At 59.9% G+C, this 24,420-nt stretch carries 20 protein-coding genes; 9 read left to right on the top strand and 11 right to left on the bottom strand.

Annotation, left to right across the window (positions count from 1 at the left end):
* Positions 1-81 precede the first annotated feature (81 nt).
* The 8 genes from BZL43_RS17580 to BZL43_RS17545 all read right to left on the bottom strand — a co-directional run bounded on the left by BZL43_RS17580 (position 82) and on the right by BZL43_RS17545 (position 8,333).
* A complete protein-coding gene (locus tag BZL43_RS17580; RefSeq protein WP_095633478.1) occupies positions 82-1,686 on the bottom strand; it encodes an AAA family ATPase in 1,605 nt (534 codons plus the stop codon).
* Positions 1,687-1,696: 10 nt separating this feature from the next.
* On the bottom strand, positions 1,697-2,797 hold the full coding sequence (gene aroB / locus BZL43_RS17575) for a 3-dehydroquinate synthase (RefSeq protein ID WP_095633477.1): 1,101 nt from the start codon (positions 2,795-2,797) through the stop codon (positions 1,697-1,699).
* A 149-nt stretch (positions 2,798-2,946) separates the two neighbouring features.
* Positions 2,947-3,465: a shikimate kinase AroK gene (aroK, locus tag BZL43_RS17570; protein ID WP_032830073.1), complete on the bottom strand. Its 519-nt coding sequence runs from the start codon at positions 3,463-3,465 to the stop codon at positions 2,947-2,949.
* A gap of 4 nt (positions 3,466-3,469) precedes the next feature.
* Complete coding sequence (pilQ, locus tag BZL43_RS17565; protein ID WP_095633476.1) at positions 3,470-5,545, bottom strand: type IV pilus secretin PilQ; 2,076 nt, start codon at positions 5,543-5,545, stop codon at positions 3,470-3,472.
* Positions 5,546-5,558: 13 nt separating this feature from the next.
* Entirely contained in the window at positions 5,559-6,086 is a 528-nt protein-coding gene (locus BZL43_RS17560; RefSeq protein WP_095633475.1) for a pilus assembly protein PilP, read from the bottom strand.
* Positions 6,083-6,706 carry a type 4a pilus biogenesis protein PilO gene (pilO, locus tag BZL43_RS17555; RefSeq protein WP_095633474.1) on the bottom strand — a complete coding sequence of 208 codons (624 nt, stop codon included), beginning with the start codon at positions 6,704-6,706 and terminating at the stop codon, positions 6,083-6,085. The genes BZL43_RS17560 and pilO overlap by 4 nt, the downstream gene beginning before the upstream one ends.
* Positions 6,703-7,269, bottom strand: coding sequence for a PilN domain-containing protein (locus BZL43_RS17550; protein WP_095633473.1), 567 nt, complete (start codon positions 7,267-7,269; stop codon positions 6,703-6,705). Before BZL43_RS17550 ends, pilO begins: the two co-directional genes overlap by 4 nt.
* Positions 7,269-8,333 carry a pilus assembly protein PilM gene (locus tag BZL43_RS17545; protein ID WP_095633472.1) on the bottom strand — a complete coding sequence of 355 codons (1,065 nt, stop codon included), beginning with the start codon at positions 8,331-8,333 and terminating at the stop codon, positions 7,269-7,271. Before BZL43_RS17545 ends, BZL43_RS17550 begins: the two co-directional genes overlap by 1 nt.
* A 220-nt stretch (positions 8,334-8,553) precedes the next feature.
* Between BZL43_RS17545 and BZL43_RS17540 the strand changes: the two genes are divergently transcribed.
* A complete protein-coding gene (locus BZL43_RS17540) occupies positions 8,554-10,998 on the top strand; it encodes a penicillin-binding protein 1A (protein ID WP_371916219.1) in 2,445 nt (814 codons plus the stop codon).
* Between the two features lie 147 nt (positions 10,999-11,145).
* Here the strand turns inward: BZL43_RS17540 and BZL43_RS17535 are convergent, their stop codons facing one another.
* The 3 genes from BZL43_RS17535 to rpmE all read right to left on the bottom strand — a co-directional run bounded on the left by BZL43_RS17535 (position 11,146) and on the right by rpmE (position 13,640).
* Positions 11,146-12,414, bottom strand: a complete 1,269-nt coding sequence (locus BZL43_RS17535; RefSeq protein ID WP_007899225.1) for a malic enzyme-like NAD(P)-binding protein — start codon at positions 12,412-12,414, stop codon at positions 11,146-11,148.
* Positions 12,415-12,597: 183 nt separating this feature from the next.
* Positions 12,598-13,386 carry a thermonuclease family protein gene (locus tag BZL43_RS17530; RefSeq protein WP_095633522.1) on the bottom strand — a complete coding sequence of 263 codons (789 nt, stop codon included), beginning with the start codon at positions 13,384-13,386 and terminating at the stop codon, positions 12,598-12,600.
* Between the two features lie 26 nt (positions 13,387-13,412).
* Positions 13,413-13,640 (bottom strand): 50S ribosomal protein L31, encoded by a 228-nt coding sequence (gene rpmE, locus BZL43_RS17525; protein ID WP_095633470.1) that lies wholly within the window; start codon positions 13,638-13,640, stop codon positions 13,413-13,415.
* Positions 13,641-13,938: 298 nt separating this feature from the next.
* On the opposite strand from rpmE, the gene BZL43_RS17520 reads away from it, so the two are divergent.
* From BZL43_RS17520 to phaZ, 8 genes are all read left to right on the top strand, one after another.
* Positions 13,939-16,158 carry a primosomal protein N' gene (locus BZL43_RS17520; protein WP_095633469.1) on the top strand — a complete coding sequence of 740 codons (2,220 nt, stop codon included), beginning with the start codon at positions 13,939-13,941 and terminating at the stop codon, positions 16,156-16,158.
* Between the two features lie 219 nt (positions 16,159-16,377).
* Positions 16,378-18,114, top strand: coding sequence for an arginine--tRNA ligase (gene argS, locus BZL43_RS17515; protein WP_095633468.1), 1,737 nt, complete (start codon positions 16,378-16,380; stop codon positions 18,112-18,114).
* A gap of 1 nt (position 18,115) precedes the next feature.
* On the top strand, positions 18,116-18,823 hold the full coding sequence (locus BZL43_RS17510; protein WP_095633467.1) for an SPOR domain-containing protein: 708 nt from the start codon (positions 18,116-18,118) through the stop codon (positions 18,821-18,823).
* A gap of 250 nt (positions 18,824-19,073) precedes the next feature.
* Positions 19,074-19,604 carry an ATP-dependent protease subunit HslV gene (hslV, locus tag BZL43_RS17500; protein ID WP_007936812.1) on the top strand — a complete coding sequence of 177 codons (531 nt, stop codon included), beginning with the start codon at positions 19,074-19,076 and terminating at the stop codon, positions 19,602-19,604.
* A 55-nt stretch (positions 19,605-19,659) separates the two neighbouring features.
* Entirely contained in the window at positions 19,660-21,000 is a 1,341-nt protein-coding gene (gene hslU, locus BZL43_RS17495; protein ID WP_095633465.1) for an ATP-dependent protease ATPase subunit HslU, read from the top strand.
* Positions 21,001-21,117: 117 nt separating this feature from the next.
* On the top strand, positions 21,118-21,495 hold the full coding sequence (locus tag BZL43_RS17490) for a gamma-butyrobetaine hydroxylase-like domain-containing protein (RefSeq protein WP_008009230.1): 378 nt from the start codon (positions 21,118-21,120) through the stop codon (positions 21,493-21,495).
* A 242-nt stretch (positions 21,496-21,737) separates the two neighbouring features.
* Entirely contained in the window at positions 21,738-23,417 is a 1,680-nt protein-coding gene (gene phaC / locus BZL43_RS17485) for a class II poly(R)-hydroxyalkanoic acid synthase (RefSeq protein WP_095633464.1), read from the top strand.
* Positions 23,418-23,551: 134 nt separating this feature from the next.
* Positions 23,552-24,406 carry a poly(3-hydroxyalkanoate) depolymerase gene (gene phaZ, locus BZL43_RS17480; RefSeq protein WP_095633463.1) on the top strand — a complete coding sequence of 285 codons (855 nt, stop codon included), beginning with the start codon at positions 23,552-23,554 and terminating at the stop codon, positions 24,404-24,406.
* The last annotated feature ends 14 nt before the right edge of the window (positions 24,407-24,420 follow it).

The following is a 24,420-nucleotide window of genomic DNA, read 5'->3' as shown; positions in this document are numbered from 1 at the left end:
CACGCGACCTGTAGAGGCGGCATGCACGTGTAGAAATTTTGAGGTGCTTGGAGAGGCGGCCTGGGTAAGGCCGCCGAATCTTCAGCGAGTTGTTGCCAGTTCCTGTTGGACGCTGGCGACAGTGCGAGGCCAAGGTTTACCAGCCTGAACCTTCGCTGGCAAGGCCTTGATGGCGGTAACGGCTGCATCGCGGTTGGCGAAGCTACCGTAGGTGATGACATAAAGCGGCTTGCCGTTGAGTACTTTCTTGAAATAACGGTACTCACCGCCCTGCTCCTTGACGAAGCTTTGCGCGGCCGATTCGGAGCTGGTGCCAAGGATCTGCACCACGTAGTTACCCGGCGCCTGGCCGGCGTACCAGCTGCCACCGGCGGCCTTGGCCACGGTGACTGGCTTCTCGGCAGGTTTGACGGCCACAGCCGGCTTGGCGGGCGCTGGAGCCGGTTTGGCAACAGGTGCAGGCGCTGGCTTGGCTGCAGCGACCTGAGTCGGCGCAGGCGCCGGCTTGGGGGCCGGTATTGGAGTCGGCGCCGGGGTTGGCGCCGGGCCTGGCTGGATGCCCGCAGGCGGTGCAGTCGTGGTCACGGTCGGCGGCGTAGCGCTGGAACCTTCAACCGGCACACCGTCGTCGCCTTCGGTGATACCACCGGCCGCTTCGGCCAGCGGACCACGCATCACCGGCTGCGAATTGCCGACCAAAGGCAATGGCATCGGTTGTGAATTACCGGCGAACTCTACGGCGGGAGCGCCACTGCTGTCAGGTTGTGGCGCGCCCTGGCCCAATGGCAGTTGCGCCTGCTCATTGGCAGGCGCGCCGGTGGTCGGTGCTTTGCTGCGACCCGGCATCAACCAGGCGGCGGCTACCGCGACCACGACTACGGCGGAAATCGCCAATACGTGTTTCTTCGGCATGTTGAACCCCATACTTGGACGCTTCACCGCTGAGCGGCTGGCAATCATGGCTTCGATCATTGCATCGCGGGCGACCTGATTGATATTGCCAGGCCAACCGTCGGAGCTTTCGTGAATATCAGAGATCTGATCCGCGGTGAAAAGTTCGATACCACGGCCAGCGCCCTCAAGACGCTGATCCAGATATTCGCGGGTTTCTTCCTCGGTGTAAGGCTGCAATTCGATGACGTGGAAACGCTCTTCCTCAAGGCTCAGCGCATCAAGCTGGGCGATCAGCGAGGACTCGCCGAACAGGAACACGTGGGGGCGACCCTCCGGTGCACCCGCGGCCAAAGCCAGCAAGGCTTCCAGCGCGGATTCATCGAGTTGCTCGGCATCATCCACCAGCAAATAGACTTCCTGCCCCGTGAGGGCAAGCTGTACCACCTGCGCGAGGATGGCGCCGATTTCGGCCTGTTCGACATTCAGCGTCTGAGCCACCTGATGCAGCACACCCGCTGCATCGCCGGCACCACGGGCGGAAACCACCACGCTCTGCACTGACTGTTTGTTGGTGCTGGCCACCAGGGCCTGACGCAACAGGGTTTTGCCGCTGCCTTGAGGGCCGGTAACCACCAGCAGCAACTGGCTGTAACGGGCCAGATGATGCAGTTGCCCCAGCACCGGTTTGCGCTGGGCCGGGAAAAATTTGAAGCCAGGTACCCGTGGTGCGAAAGGGTCATGACTTAACTGGTAATGGCCGAGGAAAGCCTCGTCGGCATGCAAACTAGTCATCGGAATCTTATTAACCTTTAAGCTGAGCCAGGGCGCGGTAATCCGCTCCCAGCGTGGCCTGTAAAACCTCTTTCGGATAATCGTCGGTCACCACCGCTTCGCCCATGTGGCGCAGCAGCACCAGGCGCAAACGACCGTCGATCACTTTCTTGTCAATCGCCATGTGTTCGAGAAAATCGGCTTCGCTCATCTCTTGCGGCGGGATGACCGGCAGGCCGGCCCGCTGGAACAGACGAATACCGCGATCACGCTCCTGTTCGCTGATCCAGCCCAGGCGCGCGGACATTTCCAAAGCCATTACGGTGCCAGCAGCGACTGCCTCACCATGAAGCCAGACACCATAGCCCATGTGAGTTTCGATCGCGTGGCCGAAGGTATGGCCCAGGTTCAACGTGGCGCGTACGCCCGTCTCTTTTTCGTCGGCACCGACCACCGCAGCCTTGGCCGCGCAGGAGCGTTCGATGGCGTAAGTCAGGGCAGTCTGGTCCAGCGCTCGCAGGCGATCGACGTTCTCTTCGAGCCAGGTCAGGAATGGCTCGTCGCAGATCAGCCCGTATTTGATGACTTCCGCCAACCCGGCAGACAGTTCGCGGGGCGGCAGAGTATTGAGAGTGGCGGTATCGATCAGTACCACGTTGGGCTGATAGAAGGCGCCGACCATGTTCTTGCCCAGCGGGTGATTGATCCCGGTCTTGCCGCCCACCGAAGAATCGACTTGGGACAACAACGTGGTGGGTATCTGGATGAAATCGACGCCACGCTGGTAGCAGGCCGCCGCAAATCCGGCCATGTCGCCAATCACGCCGCCACCCAGGGCGATTATCGTGGTGCGGCGATCGTGCCGTGCGCTCAGCAGGCCGTCGAAAATCAGTTGCAGGGTTTCCCAGGTCTTGAAGGCTTCGCCGTCGGGCAGCACCACCGAAATCACCGAGAACTGCGCGAGGCTGCGGGTCAGACGCTCCAGGTAGAGCGGCGCCACGGTCTCATTGGAGATGATCGCCACCTGCCGCCCGCGGATATGCGGGGCCAGTAGCTCAGGCTGATCCAACAAACCTTCGCCAATATGAATCGGGTAGCTGCGCTCGCCTAGATCGACCTTGAGTGTCTGCATGTGTCCCCACAGTGAAATGGAATCAGGCGTCCTGCCTAAAGTTTACGAATTCCATGGCGTCTGCTGGTGTGACGCCATTCGGTAGCCAACCGCCACAACCTGGAGCGGCTGCGTCAGGACGCCGAGAATAGCGCATTTCGCGCCGCGCATTAACGGGGCGGTAGTTGCTGCAAGCGTTCGAGGATGTCGAGCACCACCATCCGCGGTGGCCGCTCATCGGTTTCAACCACCAGGTCGGCGATCTCCCGGTACAGCGGATCACGGATAGCCAGCAAGTCCCGCAGGGTTTTCGCCGGGTCGGCGGTGCGCAGCAGTGGCCGATTGCGATCGCGAGCCGTCCGGCCGACCTGCTGCTCGACCGACGCATGCAGATAGACCACCCGACCACCGGCGTGCAGCGCCCGGCGATTGGCTTCGCGCATCACCGCACCGCCTCCGGTCGCCAATACCACACCGTCGCACGCACACAGCTCGGCGATCATCGCCTGCTCGCGGTCACGAAAGCCCGGTTCGCCTTCCTTATCGAAAATCCACGGGATATTGGCGCCCGTGCGCAATTCAATTTCCTTATCGGAATCTTTGAATGGCAGGCGCAGCTCTTTGGCCAGCAACCGGCCGATGGTGCTTTTTCCAGCCCCCATCGGTCCAACAAGAATCAAATTTCGCACAGAATCAATGACTCACAGCAATCGCCTGATTGTTCATGATACGCGGAGTGAGAAATACCAGCAGCTCGGATTTTTTCTCCGATACCACGTCACGCCGGAAAAGGCGGCCAAGATACGGCACATCACCGAGAAATGGCACCTTATCTACAACCTTGCTCTGAGTATTTGAGAAAACCCCACCGATGACGATGGTCTCGCCGTCGTTAACCAACACCTTGGCGTTGACCTCGTTTTTCTTGATCGGCGGCACATCCTGCACTTTGTTCAGGTAATCCGGTTCGTCCTTGGTGACCTTGACCTCCATGATGATGCGGTTGTCTGGCGTGATCTGCGGGGTCACTTCCAGGGATAGCGAAGCCTCCTTGAATGACACCGAGGTGGCGCCGCTGGAACTGGCTTCCTGATAGGGAATCTCGGTGCCCTTGAGGATTTTCGCGGTTTCCTTGTCGGACGTGACCACCTTGGGCTGCGAGACGATTTCCCCGTTGCCGGTTTTCTCCATGGCCGAAAGCTCAAGGTCCAGCAGCACATTGTCGGTAATGAACGCGATACCGATCCCCGAGGTATTGGCAGAGGCCCCCAGATCGACGAACGGCGAGTTGGTACTGATGCTGCCCGGCGTACCGATTGTGGTCGAAGAGCCGTTGACCCCCGAGGTGTTCCAGTTACCTTTGCGCACCGAACCGCCCCAGCGCACGCCAAGGCTTTTGTCGTAATCGACATTGGCCTCGACGATACGGGCCTCGATCATCACCTGACGCACCGGAATATCCAGTTGCGCAACGATGCGACGCAGCTCGTCGAGTCGATCCTGGGTCTGGTAAGCAATGATATTGTTGGTTCGTTCATCGACAGTGATTGATCCTCGCTCGTCGATTTTCGCCTCGGTGCTGGTCACCGACTGGAACAGCTTGGCGATCTCGGCGGCTTTGGCGTAGTTGACTTGCAACAGCTCGCGACGCAGAGGCGCCAGTTCGGAGATCTGCTTCTGCGACTCCAGCTCTTGACGTTCTCGGGCAGCGATTTCATCGGCCGGCGCCACCAGCAGCACGTTACCGATCTTGCGCTTATCCAGCCCTTTGGTTTTCAGCACCAGATCCAGCGCCTGATCCCATGGCACATTCTGCAAACGCAACGTGATGCCACCCTGTACCGTGTCGCTGGCCACCAGATTGAGGTTGGTGAAATCAGCGATCAGTTGCAGCACCGATCGCACATCGATGTCCTGAAAATTCAGCGAGAGTTTTTCGCCTGTGTAGGCAAAGCGTTCGGCGTTGCGCTTTTGCAGATCATCGACAGTCATCGGCCGGATGCTGACGGTCAGTTTGTTGTCGGTCTGATAGGTCGAATAATCGAAAGCACCGCTGGGCTCGATGCTGATGATGGCCCGATCGCCCGTTGCGCTGGCGTTGACGAACTGCACCGGTGTGGCGAAATCCTTGACGTCGAGGCGTACGCGCAACCGTTCAGGCAGCTGGGTCTTGGTGAAACCGACGATGATTTTGCCATCGCGCTCCTGGATGTCCGGCGCGATGGAGGGATCCGACAGATCGATGACCACGTTGCCCTCACCCTGGGTGCCGCGCTGGAAATCCACGCCCCGGATGGCTTTGCCCACGGGTGCATTAACCCTGGCAGGTGCTGGCGTTGCAGCGGCTGCACGCGGTGCGCTGGCGGTCGGCTTGGGCACCTTGCCACCAGCCCCTTGCCCGACAATCACGAACAAACTGTTGCCTTCGACGCGGGTGTTGTACGGCGTCATTTGAGTCAGGTTGATGATCAGCCGCGTACGGTCCTTGGCCTCCACGACCGTGGCGCTGCGGGCATTACCGCCACCCAGATCCCGATTCTTGTTCGCCAGCTGACTGGTGACCCCGGGCAGGTCCAGCGCAATCCGCGCAGGCTGCTCAGTTGTGTAACCGCGAGGCTGCGGTGGCGGCCCATCGAACGATAACTTCAACTCGACACGGTCGCCGGGCAGCGCGGCGACATCCAGCGCTTTGAGGTTGGCCGCCAGTACCATCGGCGACAGAATCGCTATCCATAGCGAAATACCGAAGGTTGAAAAAATCCTGTTCATTATTCGAGTTCCACTATGAGTGCTCTTTCAAAGGGATGGTCCGCGGCCGTTCCAGCCAAGCACCTTCGCCGTCAGGAACGATTTCGACCACGTCGACTTGTGAACCGCTGATGGCGACGATCCGCCCATCGTTACGCCCCAGGTAATCGCCGACTTTCAGCCGATGCACGCCGCCCGCCCCGCGCAACAGCGCAAAGAAGCCGGTTGCATTGGAGAGCGTGCCGACCATTTCAAACTGTTCGATGTTGAAACCTTCGAGGTACTGCTTGACCCGGTGGGGGTCGGGTTTGACGTTGCGCGAGCCGTGCTTCTGACCGGCCAGATCGACTCTGACCTGTCGGGAGAACGGGCTACGCAGGTTGGCAGCGTTATAGGTGAATGTCGGGTAAGACCGGAATGTCGGCGTTGGTTCGATTTTGCCGGGGGCACGCAGACGCACTTCGTTCAGGTAGGCGTCCAAATCGCTGAAATCGTTGTCGCCACCACAACCGGCCAGGATGAGCAGGCACATAACCATCGACAGGCAACGAATCGGGCTCATTTCTGCAACCCCTTGTCGTTGTAGCGATAGGTCTTGGCAAGAATGCTCATGCGCAACTTCGGACCGCCATCGGGATTGGCCGGCACCAGGTCGAAGTCATGCAGGGTAACGATCCGTGGCAACCCGGCCACGCCGCTGACAAAAGTGGCCAGGTCGTGATAAGCGCCGGTGACGGTGATCTGAATAGGGAGCTCGATGTAGAACTGCTGGGTAACCTCCGGGAGCAGCTTGATTTCTTCGAAGTCCAGGCCGCTGCCCAGGCCGGTGCGGGTGATGTCCTCAAGCAGGCCGGGCACTTCGGTGTCGCTGGGCAATTGCCGCAAAAGCATGCCGAAGGAGTTCTCCATTTCCTTCATCTGCTGGGTATACAGCTCCAGGTTCGCCGCCATATGGGCTTTGGTCGCGAATTGCTCCCTGAGCGTCGATTCTTCCTCGCGCCTGAGTTCCAGGTGGTTTTGCAGATCACTGATCAAGAAGCTGTAGCCCAGGGTTAGCATCAGGACCATCAGCAGGACACTCGCCAGGAGCTTGATCGCCGGTGGCCAGGAACCCATGTTGCTGGTGTCCAGATCGTTGATGTCGATCTGGCGCAACCCTTCGAACCATTCGGACGGTTTCATTTGGCGCCCCCCACAATCGCGGGCTGGGTCTGACGGACGGTCAACTGAAAAACATTGGCCTGATCCAGCTGACCGGCGGTGGTCGCTTTGACTTCCGTGAGGTTGGGCGCATCGAACCAATCGGAGGCATCAAGATTGCGCATCAGATCCGAAACCCGGTTGTTGGATTCCGCCGCGCCGGTGATGGACACGGTTTTGCCGACCATTTGCACCTCGGTGAAATAAACCCCGTCCGGCAAGGTGCGCGCCAATTGATCGAAAATCCTCCCGCTGATCGGCCGGTTGCCTTGCAAGTCCTGAATAATGCGCATGCGCTCCACGAGTTGCTGTCGGCGGGCCTTCAGATCGCTGATCTGCTTGATCCGCTCGTCGACCACGGCAATCTGCTTGCCGATGTAATCGTTACGGGCGACTTGCCGGTTAATGGCGTTGTTAATGACCTGGTCCGCAATCAGCAGCGCTGCCACCGAGCCCAACAGCACACTGACCAACGCCAGTAAAAAGCGTTTGCGCCGCCCTTCGCGCAACTCTTCACGCCAGGGTAAAAGATTGATCCGCGCCATCAGTCGAAGCTCCTGAGGGCCAGCCCGCAAGCGATCATCAGTGCCGGAGCATCGCTCGCCAGGGCACCGGCGTTGACCTTGCTGCTCAGGGTCATGTCGGAGAAAGGGTTGGCGACCTGGGTCGGCGTACCCAGGCGTTGCTCGATCAATCGCTCCAGCCCGGGGACCGAGGCGGTGCCGCCGGCCAGGAGGATATGATCGACCGAGTTGTACTGGCCAGAGGCAAAGAAAAACTGCAGTGAACGCGACACTTGTTGCACCAACGCATCACGAAACGGCTGCAAGACCTCGCTGACGTAATCGTCCGGCAAACCACCCTGCTTCTTCGCCAACCCCGCCTGTTCGACCGTCAAGCCATAACGACGCTGAATCTCTTCCGTCAGTTGACGCCCGCCGAACAATTGTTCGCGGGTGTAGATGATCCGCCCGTTGTGCAACACGCTCAGGGTGGTCATGGTGGCGCCGATATCGACCACCGCCACGGTGAGGCGCTCCTGAGAGGCGGCCAACGGGGTGGCCAGCAGGCCGAATGATCGCTCCAGGGCATAAGCTTCGACGTCGACCACGCGCGCGGTCAGCCCGGCCAGAGCCAGGGCCGCCTCACGCACCTCGACGTTTTCCTTGCGACACGCCGCCAGCAGCACATTGACCCGCTCGGGGTTGCGCGCCGACGCGCCTTGCACTTCGAAATCGATCGCCACTTCATCCAGAGGATAAGGAATGTACTGATCGGCCTCGATCTTCAGCTGGTTTTCCATCTCGTCATCGGAAAGACCGGCGTCCATCTCGATGGTCTTGGTGATGACCGCTGAACCGGCCACAGCGACGGCCACGTTCCTGAGGCTGGTCTTGGCCTTGGATAACACCCGCGCAAGCGCCTGCCCCACCCCTTCGAGTTCGGCGATATTTTTCTCGACCACGGCGCTGGCAGGCAGCGGCTCGACCGCATAGGCCTCGACCCGATACCGGTCGCCTTGACGACTTAGCTCCAGTAGCTTCACCGACGTGGAGCTGATGTCGATCCCCAGAAGCGTATTGGCTTTTTTATTGAAGAGTCCTAGCACTACCAATTCCCTATGACTATCCGTGAGTTACGGACTCTGTAATATCCATTGCGTTCAATACCCTCCGTCTTGACAGAAGCGCAAATGACGCCTCCCGACGGAAAAATGCTTATAATGCGGAGCGTTTTTTCCGCTTTCACTGCAAGCGCGGGTCATTCTGTGTATAGCCTGAACCCCTGATGCCTAATTCATTCTTTACCCTGGATATCCAAAAGCCTTGATTCGTCTGCTGAAATTTTTCGGTTGGTCCATCGTCGCCGTTTTCTGCGGGCTGCTCCTGGGTCTGAGCGGCGCTTTTCTTTACCTTAGCCCTGGATTGCCATCTGTGGAGGCGCTGAGAAGCATTCAGTTGCAGATTCCTTTGCGGGTGTACAGCAGCGACAACAAATTGATCGCAGAATTTGGCGAAATGCGCCGTACGCCAATCCGTTTCGCCGACATTCCCCCCAATTTCATTAATGCGTTACTAAGTGCTGAAGACGACAATTTCGCCAACCACTATGGCGTCGACCCCAGCAGCCTGATGCGTGCCGCCACCCAACTGGTAAAGAGCGGACACATTCAGTCCGGCGGCAGCACCATCACCATGCAGGTAGCGAAGAACTTTTTCCTGACCAGCGAACGCAGCTTCTCGCGCAAAACCACCGAAATCCTCCTGGCCCTGCAGATCGAACGACAGTTGACCAAGGACGAGATTCTCGAGCTGTACGTCAACAAGATCTATCTGGGCAACCGCGCCTACGGCATCGAAGCAGCGGCGCAGGTTTATTACGGCAAGTCGATTCGTGACGTGAGCCTGGCGCAGATGGCGATGATCGCCGGCCTGCCAAAAGCTCCGTCGCGCTTCAACCCGCTGGCCAACCCGACCCGCAGCAAAGAGCGTCGCGACTGGATCCTGGGGCGCATGTACAAGCTCGGCAAAATCACCGAAGCCGACTACATCACTGCGATCAATGAGCCGCTGAACGCCAGCTACCATGTACCGACTCCCGAAGTGAACGCGCCATACGTCGCCGAAATGGCCCGGGCCGAAATGGTCGGCCGCTATGGCAGCGATGCGTACACCGAAGGTTTCCGTGTCACCACCACGGTGCCGAGCAATTTGCAGGAGATGGCCAATACCGCGGTTCACGAAGGCTTGATGACCTATGACCAGCGACACGGTTATCGCGGCCCCGAGTCACGCCTGCCGGGTAAAACCCGAGAGGCCTGGGCTCAGGAGTTGACCAAACAGCGAATCATCAGCGGCCTGGAACCGGCGATCGTGACCCAGGTCGACAAGAACGGCGTGCAGGTATTGACCCGCACGGGTACCGGCGAAGAGCACGTCGCCTGGGAAACCATGAAGTGGGCTCGTCCGTTCCTGAACACCAACAGCATGGGCGCCAATCCGAAGCAGCCATCGGACGTCGCGCAGGTCGGTGATCTGATTCGCGTGCAGCGTCAGCCAGACGGTTCGCTCAAATTCAGCCAGATTCCGCAGGCTCAAGGCGCGCTGGTTTCCCTCGACCCGCAGAACGGTGCCATTCGTTCGCTGGTCGGCGGTTTCGCCTTCGAGCAGAGCAATTACAACCGCGCCATGCAGGCCAAGCGTCAGCCGGGCTCGAGCTTCAAGCCGTTCGTTTACAGCGCCGCCCTGGACAACGGCTATACCGCCGCCAGCCTGGTGAACGACGCACCGATCGTGTTCGTCGACGAGTACCTGGACAAAGTCTGGCGCCCGAAGAACGACACCAATACCTTCCTCGGCCCGATCCGCATGCGTGAAGCGCTCTACAAGTCGCGCAACCTGGTATCGATCCGCCTGCTGCAAGCGCTGGGTGTCGACCGCACCATCGACTACATCAGCAAGTTCGGCTTCAACAAACAGGACCTGCCGCGCAACCTGTCCCTGGCCCTGGGCACAGCGACCCTGACGCCAATGGAAATCGCCACCGGCTGGGCCACCTTCGCCAATGGCGGCTACAAGATCACCCCATACATCATCGAACGGATCGAAAGCCGCAACGGCGACACGCTATTCGTTGCCAACCCGCCGAGTGTTCCGAAAGGCACCGTAGCCAGCGACGGCATTGCCATGCCGGCCTCTGACACCTTCACGATCAACGCTACCCCAGGCGAAGCACCGAGCACCCAGCCCATGCCACAAACGCCGGCCGTGGCCGAGCGCATCATCGATGGGCGCACCACTTACATCCTCAACAGCATGCTCGAGGATGTGATCAAACTCGGCACCGGTCGCCGTGCGCTGGCCTTGGGTCGCAGCGACATAGCGGGCAAGACCGGCACCACCAACGAATCCAAGGACGCCTGGTTCTCCGGCTACAACGCCGATTACGTGACCACTGTCTGGACCGGCTTCGATCAGCCGGAAAGCCTGGGCAAGCGCGAGTTCGGCGGTACCGTTGCCTTGCCGATCTGGATGAACTACATGGCGGCGGCCCTCAAAGACAAACCGCCCCACACCCAAGCGGAACCCGAAGGCATTCTCAGCCTGCGTGTCGACCCGATCAGCGGCCGTGCGGCCACCCCAAGCACGCCAGGCGCCTATTTCGAGCTGTTCAAGGCCGAAGACACACCACCGTCGGTTAACGAGCTGAGCAACGGCATTGTGCCGGGCAGCCCGCTGCCAGCCGATGAGGCAGCGCCGATCGATTTGTTCTAGAGGAGCAGCTGCGAGCTTCAAGCTGCAAGCCACAAGAAGAAGCAAAAGCAGAACACCCTTCGCTTTTAACTTGCAGCTTGTAGCTTGCCGCTTGAGCCCCATAAAAAAACCCAGCACTTGGCTGGGTTTTTTTATGGGCGGCTGCTTTTATCCGTTGAACACGTCATCCACGCTTTTCAGCGGGTAGTTCTTCGGATACGGCAGGGTCGCCACACCGGTCTCGATCGCAGCCTTGGCCACGGCATCGGAGATCAGGGTGATCAGACGGGCATCCATTGGTTTCGGAATGATGTACTCGCGACCGAATTCCAGTTTGATGCCGCCGTAGGCGTCGCACACTTCCTGAGGCACTGGCAGCTTGGCCAGTTCACGCAGGGCGTTGGCGGCAGCCACTTTCATTTCTTCGTTGATGCGCTTGGCGCGAACGTCCAGGGCACCACGGAAGATGAACGGGAAGCCCAGTACGTTGTTGACCTGGTTCGGGTAGTCCGAACGGCCGGTGGCCATGATCACGTCGTTACGGGTGGCGTGAGCCAGTTCCGGGGAGATTTCCGGATCCGGGTTCGAGCACGCGAACACGATCGGGTTGGCCGCCATGGATTTCAGGCCTTCAGCACTGAGCAGGTTCGGGCCGGACAAGCCAACGAACACATCGGCACCTTCCAGTGCGTCAGCCAGGGTGCGCTTCTCGGTCGCGTGAGCGAACACAGCCTTGTACTGGTTCAGATCGTCACGGCCGGAGTGGATCACGCCGGTACGGTCGACCATGTAGATGTTTTCGATGTTGGCGCCCATGCTCACCAGCAATTTCATGCAGGAGATGGCGGCAGCACCGGCACCCAGGCAGACGATTTTGGCGTCAGCCAGGGTTTTGCCAGCGATTTCCAGGGCGTTGATCATGCCGGCCGCAGTAACGATTGCGGTGCCGTGCTGGTCATCGTGGAATACCGGAATGTCGCACTGCTCGATCAGAGCGCGCTCGATCTCAAAGCACTCAGGCGCCTTGATGTCTTCCAGGTTGATGCCACCGAAGGTAATGGAGATGCGCTTGACGGTGTCGATGAAGGCTTGCGGGCTTTCGGAGTCGACTTCGATGTCGAATACGTCAATGCCGGCGAAGCGCTTGAACAGCACGCCCTTACCTTCCATGACAGGCTTGGAAGCCAATGGGCCAAGGTTACCCAGGCCGAGAATAGCGGTGCCATCGGAAATGACTGCAACCAGGTTGCCCTTGCCGGTGTACTTGTAGGCCAGTTCAGGATCGCGGGCGATTTCGCGTACTGGTTCGGCTACGCCGGGGCTGTAGGCCAGCGACAGATCGCGGGCGGTAGCGGTGGCCTTGGTGAGCTCGACACTCAGCTTCCCTGGACGGGGATGGGCGTGATATTCGAGAGCGGCAGTTTTCAGATCAGACATAGGGGCATTCCGCTTTTTACTGTTGGACAGACGGACCGCCGAGGATACTCGCCTCGCAAAGTCCTCACAAGACTGACCAGTCACCCCTGTCAAGCGCCCGGCCCTACGACTTTGGGCCAAGAGCCACGGAACACAAGGGATAGACTGTTCACAATCAGCAGAAAAAATGTCTACAGTTTTTTCTTACGGTGCTGCCTGCAACATCGCTCGATCGGTCAGCGGCAGAAGCCAGCGCGCCTGCCCCGGTTTCAACCCACCACGGCGCGAACGATCCACCACCCAGCCACGAGCCTCGATTTGCTTGCCTTTGAGCTTTTCAAGCGATGCGACATCGAATCGATCCAGCACATTGGGTGCAACCCGCAATACAACCGAATCCTGCAACTCGATCCAAACCCCGCCGCGATTGCGCTGAACCTTGCTCACACGACCACTGAGCATGGCGAAACCGGACGCGCTGATCTGCTCCGCTTTCAATACAGGTGATTGTCGCCACAGCCCGAGACCGGCCCGACGAGCGCTGCGTTCGGCCGCTTGCTGGCAGGCGACCAAATCGACGTTCGGTGCCACCGCGACCTGAAAACCGAGACCCTCGGCGAGCATCTGCGCTTCGAGATTGGCCCCATCGACACTGTAGACATGAGCCAGGGTGCGGCCGTAATGGTCCTTGCTTTCCTTACCCGGTAACAAACCGACCTGTCCGTTGCTCGCAGCCACCAGAGCTTCAAGACGTTTGCGCGCAGCCACGGCGAACGGTTCGTCGGAGCGACCTTGCTTGCCCAGCTCCGGCGTATTCAAACCGATCATGCGCACACTGCGGCCATCGCTCAGACGCAAGGTGTCGCCATCCACCACGCGTTGCACCGTGACTGACGTGAGTCCGCTCGGTGTCGGGCAGAAGGCCTGGGCACCGGAAAGCCAAATCGCGGACACAAAAAAGGCGCCCGCGAGGGACGCCTTTTTCATCAGCAAGGAAAAGCCCACCGGGCCTTTCAACCTTACTCTGCAGCAGGAGCTTTCTTGCCGAAAGCGCCGAAACGGTCTGCGAAGCGCTGTACACGACCGCCAGTATCCAGAGTCTTCTGCTTACCGGTGTAGAACGGGTGGCACTCGTTGCATACGTCGATCGCCAGAGGCTTGGCCAGGTTCGAACGAGTTTCGAACTTGTTGCCACAGCTGCAGGTAACTGCGGTGATTTCGTATGTTGGATGGATATCGGCTTTCATGATGTATTCCTCAGGCTAGCGTGCCGCCACTCAACACCATTGTTGAATACCGCACGTAATTAGGCCGCGGATTCTACCAGACCTTTGCAATCACGCAAGCTGTCCCTTACACCGACCGTCTGCTAGGCTCGCGCCCCAAATGCTGATCATCTGCACGCAAACCTGTGGGAGTGGGCTTGCCCGCGAAAGCCCTGACAGCCAATGAAGATGCCGGCTGCATAGGCCTCTTCGCGGGCAAGCCGCTCCCACAGGGATTGCGCTCAGCCTTTCTTACTGCCCGCCCAGAGAGACTCCCTGCGTGCCCAACGCCATTCTGCGCCTCGCCCTGCCTTCGCCTCTGCGCCGCCTGTTCGACTACCGCGCGCCAGCCGGAGTCCTGCGCGCCCAGCTACATCCGGGCATGCGCTTGCGGGTGCCGTTCGGTCGGCGCGAGATGATCGGGATTCTGGTGGAGGTCACCGACACCAGCGAAGTGCCGACTGAAAAACTCAAACCGGCCCTTGCGCTACTCGACGTCACGCCGCCCTTGCCGCCCGCGCTGTTCAAGCTGTGCCTGTGGACCTCTCAGTATTACCAACACAGCCTCGGCGACACCTTGAGCTGGGCACTGCCAGTATTGTTGCGTCAGGGTGAACTGGCCGAAGCTCGCCAGGAGCGCTTCTGGTCCGCCGCGCCTGGCGCCAGCCTCGATGATCCGCGCATCGCCCGCGCACCACGACAGCGTGAAGCCCTGGCGACCCTGGCCCAGCATCCCCATGGCGTCGCTCATCAGTTGCTGAGCAAACTGATGCTGAGCAAGGACAGCCTCGATCTGTTGCTGGCCAAGGGGCTGGTGCAAGTTGAAATCCGAAAACACGCACCCGGCGTGCGCCATGAACACTGGCTGGCCCAACCGGAACTACCGCTCAACCCGGAGCAGCGCGCCGCTTACGAAGCGATCCGTGCCGGGTTCGACAGCTATCACGCGTTTCTGCTGGCCGGCGTCACCGGCAGCGGCAAGACCGAAGTCTATTTGCAACTGATCCGCGAAACCCTCGAGGCTGGCAAACAAGCCTTGGTGCTGATCCCGGAGATCAACCTCGGCCCGCAAACCCTGGCGCGTTTCGAGCAGCGCTTCAATGCGCGCATTGCGCTGATCCACTCCGCGGTCAATGACCGCGAACGTCTGGAAGCCTGGCTGGCGGCACGGGATGGCGAGGCCGACATTATTATCGGTACCCGTTCGGCACTGTTCACGCCGATGAAAAACCCCGGTCTGATCATCATCGATGAAGAGCACGACGGCTCTTATAAACAGCAGGAAGGCCTGCGCTACCACGCCCGCGACCTGGCACTGGTCCGCGCCCGGCAGGAAAACATCCCGATCGTGCTCGGGTCCGCTACACCGTCACTGGAAAGCCTGCAAAACGCCTACACCGGTCGTTACGGCCTCTTACGCCTGAATGGGCGGGCCGGTGGAGCCCAACAACCGCGCTTTCTGCGCCTGGACGTGAAAAGTCGTCCGCTGGACAGCGGCATTTCCGGGCCAATGCAGCAAGCCATCGCTCAAACCCTGGCCGCCGGCCAGCAGGTGCTGGTGTTCCTCAACCGCCGGGGGTTCGCCCCGACGCTGCTCTGCCACGACTGCGGCTGGATGTCTGAATGCCAGCGCTGCGACGCGCGAATGACCGTGCACCAGCGCTCCGGCGAACTGCGTTGCCACCATTGTGGCTACGTTGAACGCGTGCCCCGCCATTGCCCGAAGTGCGGCAAGGTCGATTTGCGGCCCGTGGGCGCCGGCACCGAGCGCGCCGAAGAACGCCTGGGGATTCTGTTTCCGGACGTCCCGGTGCTGCGGGTCGACCGCGACAGCACTTCACGCAAAGATGCGATGAATCAATTGTTCGCCACCATCCAGAAGGGCCAGCCGTGCATTCTGGTCGGCACACAGATGCTTGCCAAAGGGCACCACTTTCCACGGGTGACCCTGGTGTCGATTCTCGATGCCGACGGCGGACTGTTCTCCGGCGATTTCCGCGCCAGCGAACGCATGGCGCAGTTGATCGTCCAGGTCGCAGGACGCGCGGGGCGGGCCGAAGAGCCGGGCAAAGTGATCATTCAGACGCATCTGGCAGACCATCCACTGCTGGTGCAATTGACCGAACAGGGCTATTTCGCCTTTGCCGAACAGGCATTGAGCGAACGCCGGGGCGCCGGCCTTCCACCGTTTGCGCATCTTGCGCTGCTGCGGGCCGAAGCGCATAAACCGGGGCAGGCCGAAGGCTTCCTCGATGAAGCGTGCAGCGAGGCCGAGCGTTTGCTGGCCGAGCAGAATCTGAGCGGAATCGAGTTGCTGGGGCCGGTGCCGGCACCGATGGAACGCCGAGCCGGGCGATACCGTGCACAGTTATTGCTGCAAGCCACGGCCCGGGCGCCGCTGCATCGATTGCTGAGCAGTTGGTTGCTGGTGTTGGAGCAGATGCCGAGTGGGCGGGCGGTGCGCTGGTCCTTGGATGTCGATCCGGTCGATTTGTATTGATTGGAAGATGGCCTTCGCGGGCAAGCCTCGCTCCTACAGGGCAGTGCGCCGATCAAAAGATTGTAGGAGCGAGGCTTGCCCGCGAAGGCGGTCGATTTGTCACCACATATCCATAACCTGCCCGCTATAGTTGGCAAGCCCGTCTTCGCAACGGATAATGCCCAGTTTTTCCACCAGCGCATCGAAGCGCCGCCGCGCTAGCGGTCGAAAGAGAAGACCATGAAAGACACCATTCGCCAGCTGATCCAACAAGCCATCACCCAACTCGTCAACGAAGGTGTGTTGCCTGAAGGCCTGTCGCCGGCGATCCAGGTGGAAAACTCCCGCGACAAGAAAAACGGCGACTTCGCCAGCAACATCGCCATGATGCTGGCCAAACCAGCGGGCATGAAGCCCCGTGACCTGGCCGAGAAAATCATCGCCGCGCTGCCGGCTGACGAGAACGTCTCCAAGACCGAAATCGCCGGCCCTGGCTTCCTGAACTTCTTCCAGAACACTCAAGCCCTGGCGACCCGCCTGGACGCGGCGCTCGCCGACGACCACATCGGCGTACGCAAGGCCGGCCCGGTGCAGCGCACTGTGGTCGACCTGTCGGCCCCCAACCTGGCCAAAGAGATGCACGTCGGCCACTTGCGCTCGACCATCATCGGCGACGGCGTGGCCCGGGTTCTGGAGTTTCTCGGCGACGAAGTGATCCGCCAGAACCACGTTGGCGACTGGGGCACCCAGTTCGGCATGCTGATGGCGTACCTGCAGGAAAACCCGATCACCAGCGACGAGCTGTCGGACCTGGAAAACTTCTACCGCGCCGCCAAGCAGCGCTTCGACGAGTCCGAAGAATTCGCCGATCGCGCCCGTGGCCTGGTGGTCAAGCTGCAAGCCGGCGACCCGGACTGCCTGGCGCTGTGGACCAAGTTCAAAGACATCTCGCTGTCGCACTGCCAGAAAATCTACGAACTGCTGAACGTCAAACTGACCATGGCCGACGTGATGGGCGAAAGTGCCTACAACGACGACCTGATCAACGTGGTCAACGACCTCAAGGCCGCTGGCCTGCTGGTCGAGAGCAACGGCGCTCAATGCGTGTTCCTCGACGAGTTCAAGAACGCCGACGGCGACCCGCTGCCGGTGATCATCGTCAAGGCTGACGGCGGTTATCTTTACGCCACCACCGACCTGGCGGCCGTGCGTTATCGTAGCGGTGTGTTGAAGGCCGATCGCGCGCTGTACTTCGTCGACCAGCGCCAGGCCCTGCACTTCCAGCAAGTGTTCCAGGTCGCGCGTCTGGCCGGCTTCGTGACCCATCCGATGGAAATGGAGCACATGGGCTTCGGCACCATGAACGGCGCCGACGGCCGTCCGTTCAAGACCCGCGATGGCGGCACCGTGAAGCTGATCGACCTGCTGACCGAAGCCCAGGAACGCGCCTACACGCTGGTAAAAGAAAAGAACCCGACGCTTACCGAAGACGAGTTGCGCAATATCGCCAGGGTCGTGGGCATTGGCGCCGTGAAATACGCCGACCTGTCCAAGCACCGCACCAGCGACTACAGCTTCAACTTCGACCTGATGCTGAACTTCGAAGGCAACACCGCGCCATACCTGCTCTACGCCTACACCCGGGTGGCCGGCGTATTCCGCAAACTTGGCAAGGACTTCAGCGAAGTCGAAGGACAGATCGTCCTTGAAGCGCCGCACGAACTTGAACTGGCCGCGAAACTGGCGCAATTCGGCGAAATACTGAACAACGTGTCCGACAAAGGCACGCCGCACATTCTCTGTACCTACCTGTACGATGTTGCCGGCCTGTTCTCCAGTTTCTACGAGAACTGCCCGATCCTTGGGGCCGAAACACCGGCGCAAATGCAGAGCCGCCTGCGTCTCGCCGCACTGACCGGCCACACTCTCAAGCAAGGCCTGGAACTCTTGGGTCTGGAAACTCTGGAGCGTATGTAAGTTGGCTGCCAAGAAAAAACCTGCACCCAAACGTGGCGCCAGCCGTTACCAAGCTCCTGCAAAGCAACCGGTCCCGGGCTGGCTGTGGATGGCCATCGGCCTGACGGTCGGCGCGTTCATTGTGTTCCTGATGAAGCTGGAGCCGGGCAAGGGCAGCGATACCGTCAAGCGCGAGAAGATCGAGCAGCAGAAAGCCAGCAAGATCGCCGAGGCCAACAAGACCCCGCCGAGCCCGACGCAACCGGTGAAGCCGAAGTACGACTTCTACACCTTGCTGCCGGAATCGGAAGTGATCGTGCCACCGGACGCCGTACCGGAAAAAACCCTGCCGACACCACAAGTGCCGGCCATTCCCACCACGCCGGTGACGCCAGAGCAAGCGGCGAAGATCGACACGGCCCGGGCTCAAGCGGCGTTGGCCGGCATTACCCCGCCGCCAGCGCCGCCCGTGGCAAAAGCTGCGCCGGTGACCAAGTTCTTCCTGCAAGCCGGCTCGTTCCGCAAGGAAGCCGATGCCGACAAGGTGCGTGCGCAGATCATTCTGCTGGGTCAGGCCGTGGCGGTTGAATCCGGCACCGTGAAAGACGAGACCTGGTATCGGGTGCTGGTCGGCCCGTTCAGCAACCGCGAACAACTGACTACCGCCCAGAAGCAACTGGCCGGCAGCGGCTTCAGCAACTTGTTGTTACAACAACGCCAAAGTCGTTAACCCTTCATGATCGTTCCCACGCTCCGCGTGGGAATGCAGCCCGGGACGCTCCGCGTCCCTTTCTAGAGCTGGAACGCGGAGCGTCCCTTGAGGCATTCCCACGCAGAGCGTGGGAACGATCAAACAGACAACCCCCCATCCCTGCCCTACACCGCTCGTCCCCTCTCCCGCTCCACAGTTGAAAAACGCTCCACCACCCCCATATGAGTTGCGATAAGGCATTTTCGCCCCGCTGCGTGGAGACTCTCCCTTGACCACCATCGTTTCAGTTCGCCGCCACGGCAAAGTCGTCATGGGCGGCGACGGCCAGGTTTCGCTCGGTAATACCGTGATGAAAGGCAACGCGAAGAAAGTTCGCCGCCTCTATCACGGCCAGGTTATCGCCGGTTTTGCCGGGGCCACCGCTGACGCCTTCACCCTCTTCGAGCGTTTCGAAGGCCAGCTGGAGAAACATCAGGGCCACCTGGTTCGAGCCGCCGTCGAACTCGCCAAAGAATGGCGCACCGACCGCTCCCTGAGCCGCCTCGAAGCCATGCTTGCGGTCGCCAACAAAGATGCCTCCCTGATCATCACCGGCAACGGTGACGTGGTTGAGCCCGAAGAAGGCCTGATCGCCATGGGTTCGGGCGGCGGTTACGCCCAGGCCGCCGCGAGCGCCCTGCTGAAGAAAACCGATTTGTCGGCCCGGGAAATCGTCGAAACCGCCTTGGGCATCGCTGGCGACATCTGCGTGTTCACCAACCACAACATCACCATCGAGGAGCAGGATCTCGCTGAGTAAGCCTGTGCAGGCCATTGCGCCACGGCTCATTTATGCTTGAGGACCGCCAATTATTATGCCCATGACCCCCCGTGAAATCGTCCACGAACTCAATCGCCATATCATCGGCCAGGACGATGCCAAACGCGCCGTCGCCATCGCTCTGCGCAACCGCTGGCGCCGGATGCAGCTGCCCGAAGAGCTGCGCGTCGAAGTCACTCCCAAGAACATCCTGATGATCGGCCCCACCGGTGTCGGTAAAACCGAAATCGCCCGTCGCCTGGCCAAGCTCGCCAACGCGCCGTTCATCAAAGTCGAAGCGACCAAGTTCACCGAAGTGGGCTACGTTGGCCGTGACGTCGAATCGATCATTCGTGATCTGGCCGATGCTGCGATCAAGTTGCTGCGCGAACAGGAAATGACCAAGGTTCGTCACCGCGCCGAAGACGCCGCCGAAGAACGCATCCTCGACGCTTTGCTGCCACCGGCACGCATGGGGTTCACCAACGAGGACGCCGCTCCGGCCCAGGATTCCAACACCCGTCAACTGTTCCGCAAGCGCCTGCGCGAAGGGCAGCTGGATGACAAGGAGCTCGAAATCGAAGTGGCCGAAGTGACCGGCGTCGATATCTCCGCGCCACCGGGCATGGAAGAGATGACCAATCAGTTGCAGAGCCTGTTCGCCAACATGGGCAAGGGCAAGCGCAAGAGTCGCAAGCTCAAGGTCAAGGAAGCGCTGAAACTGGTACGCGACGAAGAAGCCGGTCGTCTGGTCAACGAAGAAGAATTGAAGGCCAAGGCCCTGGAAGCTGTCGAGCAGCACGGCATCGTGTTCATCGATGAAATCGACAAGGTCGCCAAACGCGGCAATTCCGGTGGCGTCGACGTGTCCCGCGAGGGCGTACAGCGCGACTTGCTGCCACTGATCGAAGGCTGCACCGTCAACACCAAACTGGGCATGGTCAAGACTGACCACATTCTGTTCATCGCCTCCGGTGCGTTCCACCTGAGCAAGCCGAGCGATCTGGTGCCGGAGCTGCAAGGTCGCCTGCCGATTCGGGTCGAACTCAAGGCCCTGAGCCCGGAAGATTTCGAGCGCATCCTCAGCGAACCGCACGCATCGCTCACCGAGCAATATTGTGCACTGCTGAAAACCGAAGGCCTGCTCATCGAATTCCTGCCGGACGGCATCAAGCGTCTCGCCGAGATCGCCTGGCAAGTCAACGAGAAAACCGAAAACATCGGTGCCCGTCGCCTGCATACCCTGCTCGAACGTCTGCTCGAAGAGGTATCGTTCAGCGCCGGCGATCTGGCCAGCACCCACGAGGACAAGCCGATCCTGATCAATGCCGATTACGTCAACAGCCACCTGGGCGAATTGGCGCAGAACGAAGACCTGTCTCGCTACATTCTGTAAAGCGGCAAGCTTCAAACGACAAGCTGCAAGCTGCAAGCTGCAAGCTGCAAGCTGCAAGCTGGACATCACCGTCTTGCAGCTTGTAGCTTGTAGCTTCAAGCCCGGAAGCCCTTCGCCATGACCCAACTTCCCACCGACATCAAACTGCACAAAGCCTCGAAAACCCTGTCGCTCAAATACGCATCCGGCGAGGAATATCACCTGCCCGCCGAGTTTCTTCGCGTGCATTCTCCTTCCGCCGAAGTCCAGGGCCACGGCAAACCTATCCTGCAATTTGGCAAGATCGGCGTAGGCCTGAGCAAGGTCGAACCGGCCGGTCAGTACGCACTGAAATTGACCTTCGACGACGGCCACGACAGCGGCCTGTTCACTTGGGAATACCTGTACCAGCTGGCAGTGCGCCAAGAAGATCTCTGGAACGATTATCTTGCTGAACTCAAAGCAGCTGGAAAGACCCGTGACCCGAATGAATCGGTCGTCAAGCTGATGCTCTAATACAAGCCTCTGACCGTTTAGAGGGCATTTTCTAATTCCATCTGTTTGAATGCTCCGCTGCGGTGTCAACGATTGGCCCGCTTGCGAAAAAAATTAAACTCGGGTAACCAATGGAGCTGGCAAGTTCCGTGCATTTGTAGCTATTCGCAATTAACGGTCACCCGAGCAGTAGTACCTGGCGTTTGCTGTGTGACTACACAGCTGGGCTCAGGTACTCGTCTCAGGACAATGGAGCGTCGTAGATGAGTAACAAGCTTAACGATGACTTGAAATTTCAGGCTTCGGAAAATACCTTGGGGCTGAATCCTGTTGTTGGACTACGTAGAAAGGATCTCTTGGGCTCTGCCCGAATGGTGCTGACCCAGGCCATCAGACAACCCATCCACAGTGCCAGGCATGTCGCCCATTTCGGCATCGAACTGAAGAACGTGCTGTTTGGAAAATCCGAGCTTCAACCGCAAAGTGATGACCGTCGCTTCCTTGATCCGGCCTGGAGCCAGAACCCGCTCTATAAACGTTATTTGCAAACCTACCTGGCGTGGCGCAAGGAGCTTCACGCATGGATCGATGACAGCAATCTTTCTCCCAAGGACGTCGCTCGCGGGCATTTCGTGATCAACCTGATGACCGAAGCCATGGCCCCGACCAACACGGCGGCCAACCCGGCGGCGGTCAAACGCTTCTTCGAAACCGGTGGTAAAAGCCTGCTCGACGGCCTCTCTCATCTGGCCAAGGACCTGATACACAACGGCGGCATGCCGAGCCAGGTCAACATGGGCGCATTTGAAGTCGGCAAGAGCCTGGGCGTAACCGAAGGCGCAGTGGTATTTCGCAACGACGTGCTGGAGCTGATCCAGTACAAGCCAATCACCGAGCAGGTGCATGAACGCCCGCTGCTGGTGGTGCCGCCACAGATCAACAAGTTCTATGTTTTCGACCTGAGCCCGGACAAGAGTCTGGCGCGCTTCTGCCTGCGCAACAATGTGCAGACGTTTATCGTCAGCTGGCGCAACCCGACCAAGGAGCAGCGCGAGTGGGGCCTGTCGACCTACATCGAAGCGCTCAAGGAAGCGGTCGACGTGGTCACCGCAATCACCGGCAGCAAAGACGTGAACATGCTGGGCGCCTGCTCTGGCGGCATCACCTGCACCGCCCTGCTGGGCCACTACGCGGCGATCGGCGAGAAGAAGGTCAACGCCCTGACGCTGATGGTCAGCGTGCTCGATACGACCCTCGATAGCGACGTGGCGCTGTTCGTCGACGAGCAAACCCTCGAAGCCGCCAAGCGCCATTCTTACCAGGCCGGCGTGCTGGAAGGCCGTGACATGGCGAAAGTCTTCGCCTGGATGCGCCCCAATGATCTGATCTGGAACTACTGGGTCAACAACTACCTGCTGGGCAACGAGCCACCTGTTTTCGACATCCTGTTCTGGAACAACGACACCACCCGCTTGCCGGCCGCGTTCCACGGCGACCTGATCGAGATGTTCAAAAACAACCCACTGATCCGCCCCAACGCACTGGAAGTGTGCGGCACGCCGATCGACCTGAAGCAGGTCACTGCCGACATCTTTTCCCTGGCCGGCACCAATGACCACATCACCCCCTGGAAGTCTTGCTACAAATCGGCACAGCTGTTCGGTGGCAAGGTCGAGTTCGTGCTATCCAGCAGCGGGCATATCCAGAGCATTCTGAACCCGCCGGGCAATCCGAAAGCGCGCTACATGACCAACTCCGACATGCCGGTCAAAGCCGAGGAATGGCTGGAAAACTCCACCAAGCACACCGATTCCTGGTGGTTGTATTGGCAGGCATGGCAGGCCGAGCGTTCGGGCAAGCTGAAAAAATCCCCCGCCAACCTTGGCAACAAGGCCTATCCAGCGGGTGAAGCGGCGCCAGGCACTTATGTACACGAGCGTTGAGCTTCAGGTGGCACGCAGTCCGCGGCACTGGGAGGTGCCGCGATCACTATCAATCACTCTCGAGGCCAGCCTCGAACATTCTGCGACGGCCCGGGACGGCCCGATCAGCGTTTAAAACCTACAGGGCTTCGTGCATGCCGCATCCGTTCGTATTCCGTACCGTCAACCTGGATGGCCAGACCCTCCGCACAGCGGTACGCCCCGGCAAGCCTCACTTGACGCCCTTGCTGATTTTCAACGGCATCGGCGCCAACCTGGAGCTGATATTCCCGTTCGTCCAGGCTCTGGATCCGGACCTGGAAGTCATTGCCTTCGACGTGCCCGGTGTCGGCGGCTCATCGACTCCCAATGTGCCCTATCGCTTTTCCGGGCTGGCAAAACTGACGGCGCGAATGCTCGACTATCTCGATTACGGGCAAGTCAACGTGATCGGCGTGTCGTGGGGGGGGGCGCTGGCACAACAATTCGCCCATGACTATCCCGAGCGCTGCAAGAAATTAGTGCTGGCGGCCACGGCGGCAGGCACCGTGATGGTTCCGGGCAAGCCTAAAGTGCTGCTGATGATGGCCAGCCCGCGACGCTATATCCAGCCCTCCCATGTGATCCGCATTGCACCGATGATCTACGGCGGCTCGTTCCGGCGCGATCCGACCCTGGCGGCCAGTCACGCCTCCAGGGTTCGTTCGGCAGGCAAACTCGGTTACTACTGGCAATTGTTCGCCGGCCTTGGCTGGACCAGCATTCACTGGCTGCACAAGATCCACCAACCGACCCTGGTGCTGGCTGGCGATGATGACCCACTGATCCCGCTGATCAACATGCGCATGCTGGCCTGGCGAATTCCCAACGCCCAACTGCACATCATCGACGACGGCCATCTGTTCCTGATTACCCGGGCCGAAGCGGTGGCACCGATCATCATGAAATTCCTTGAGGAGGAACGTCAGCGCGCAGTTATGCATCCGCATCCGGCGCCATCGGGCGGTTAACCGATCCCGACTTT

It is taken from the genome of Pseudomonas sp. PICF141 (genome assembly GCF_002286815.1).
Classification (GTDB): Bacteria; Pseudomonadota; Gammaproteobacteria; order Pseudomonadales; family Pseudomonadaceae; genus Aquipseudomonas.
The sequence above is the reverse complement of the archived record's forward strand: the minus strand, read 5'-3'. Positions and strand labels throughout refer to the sequence as shown.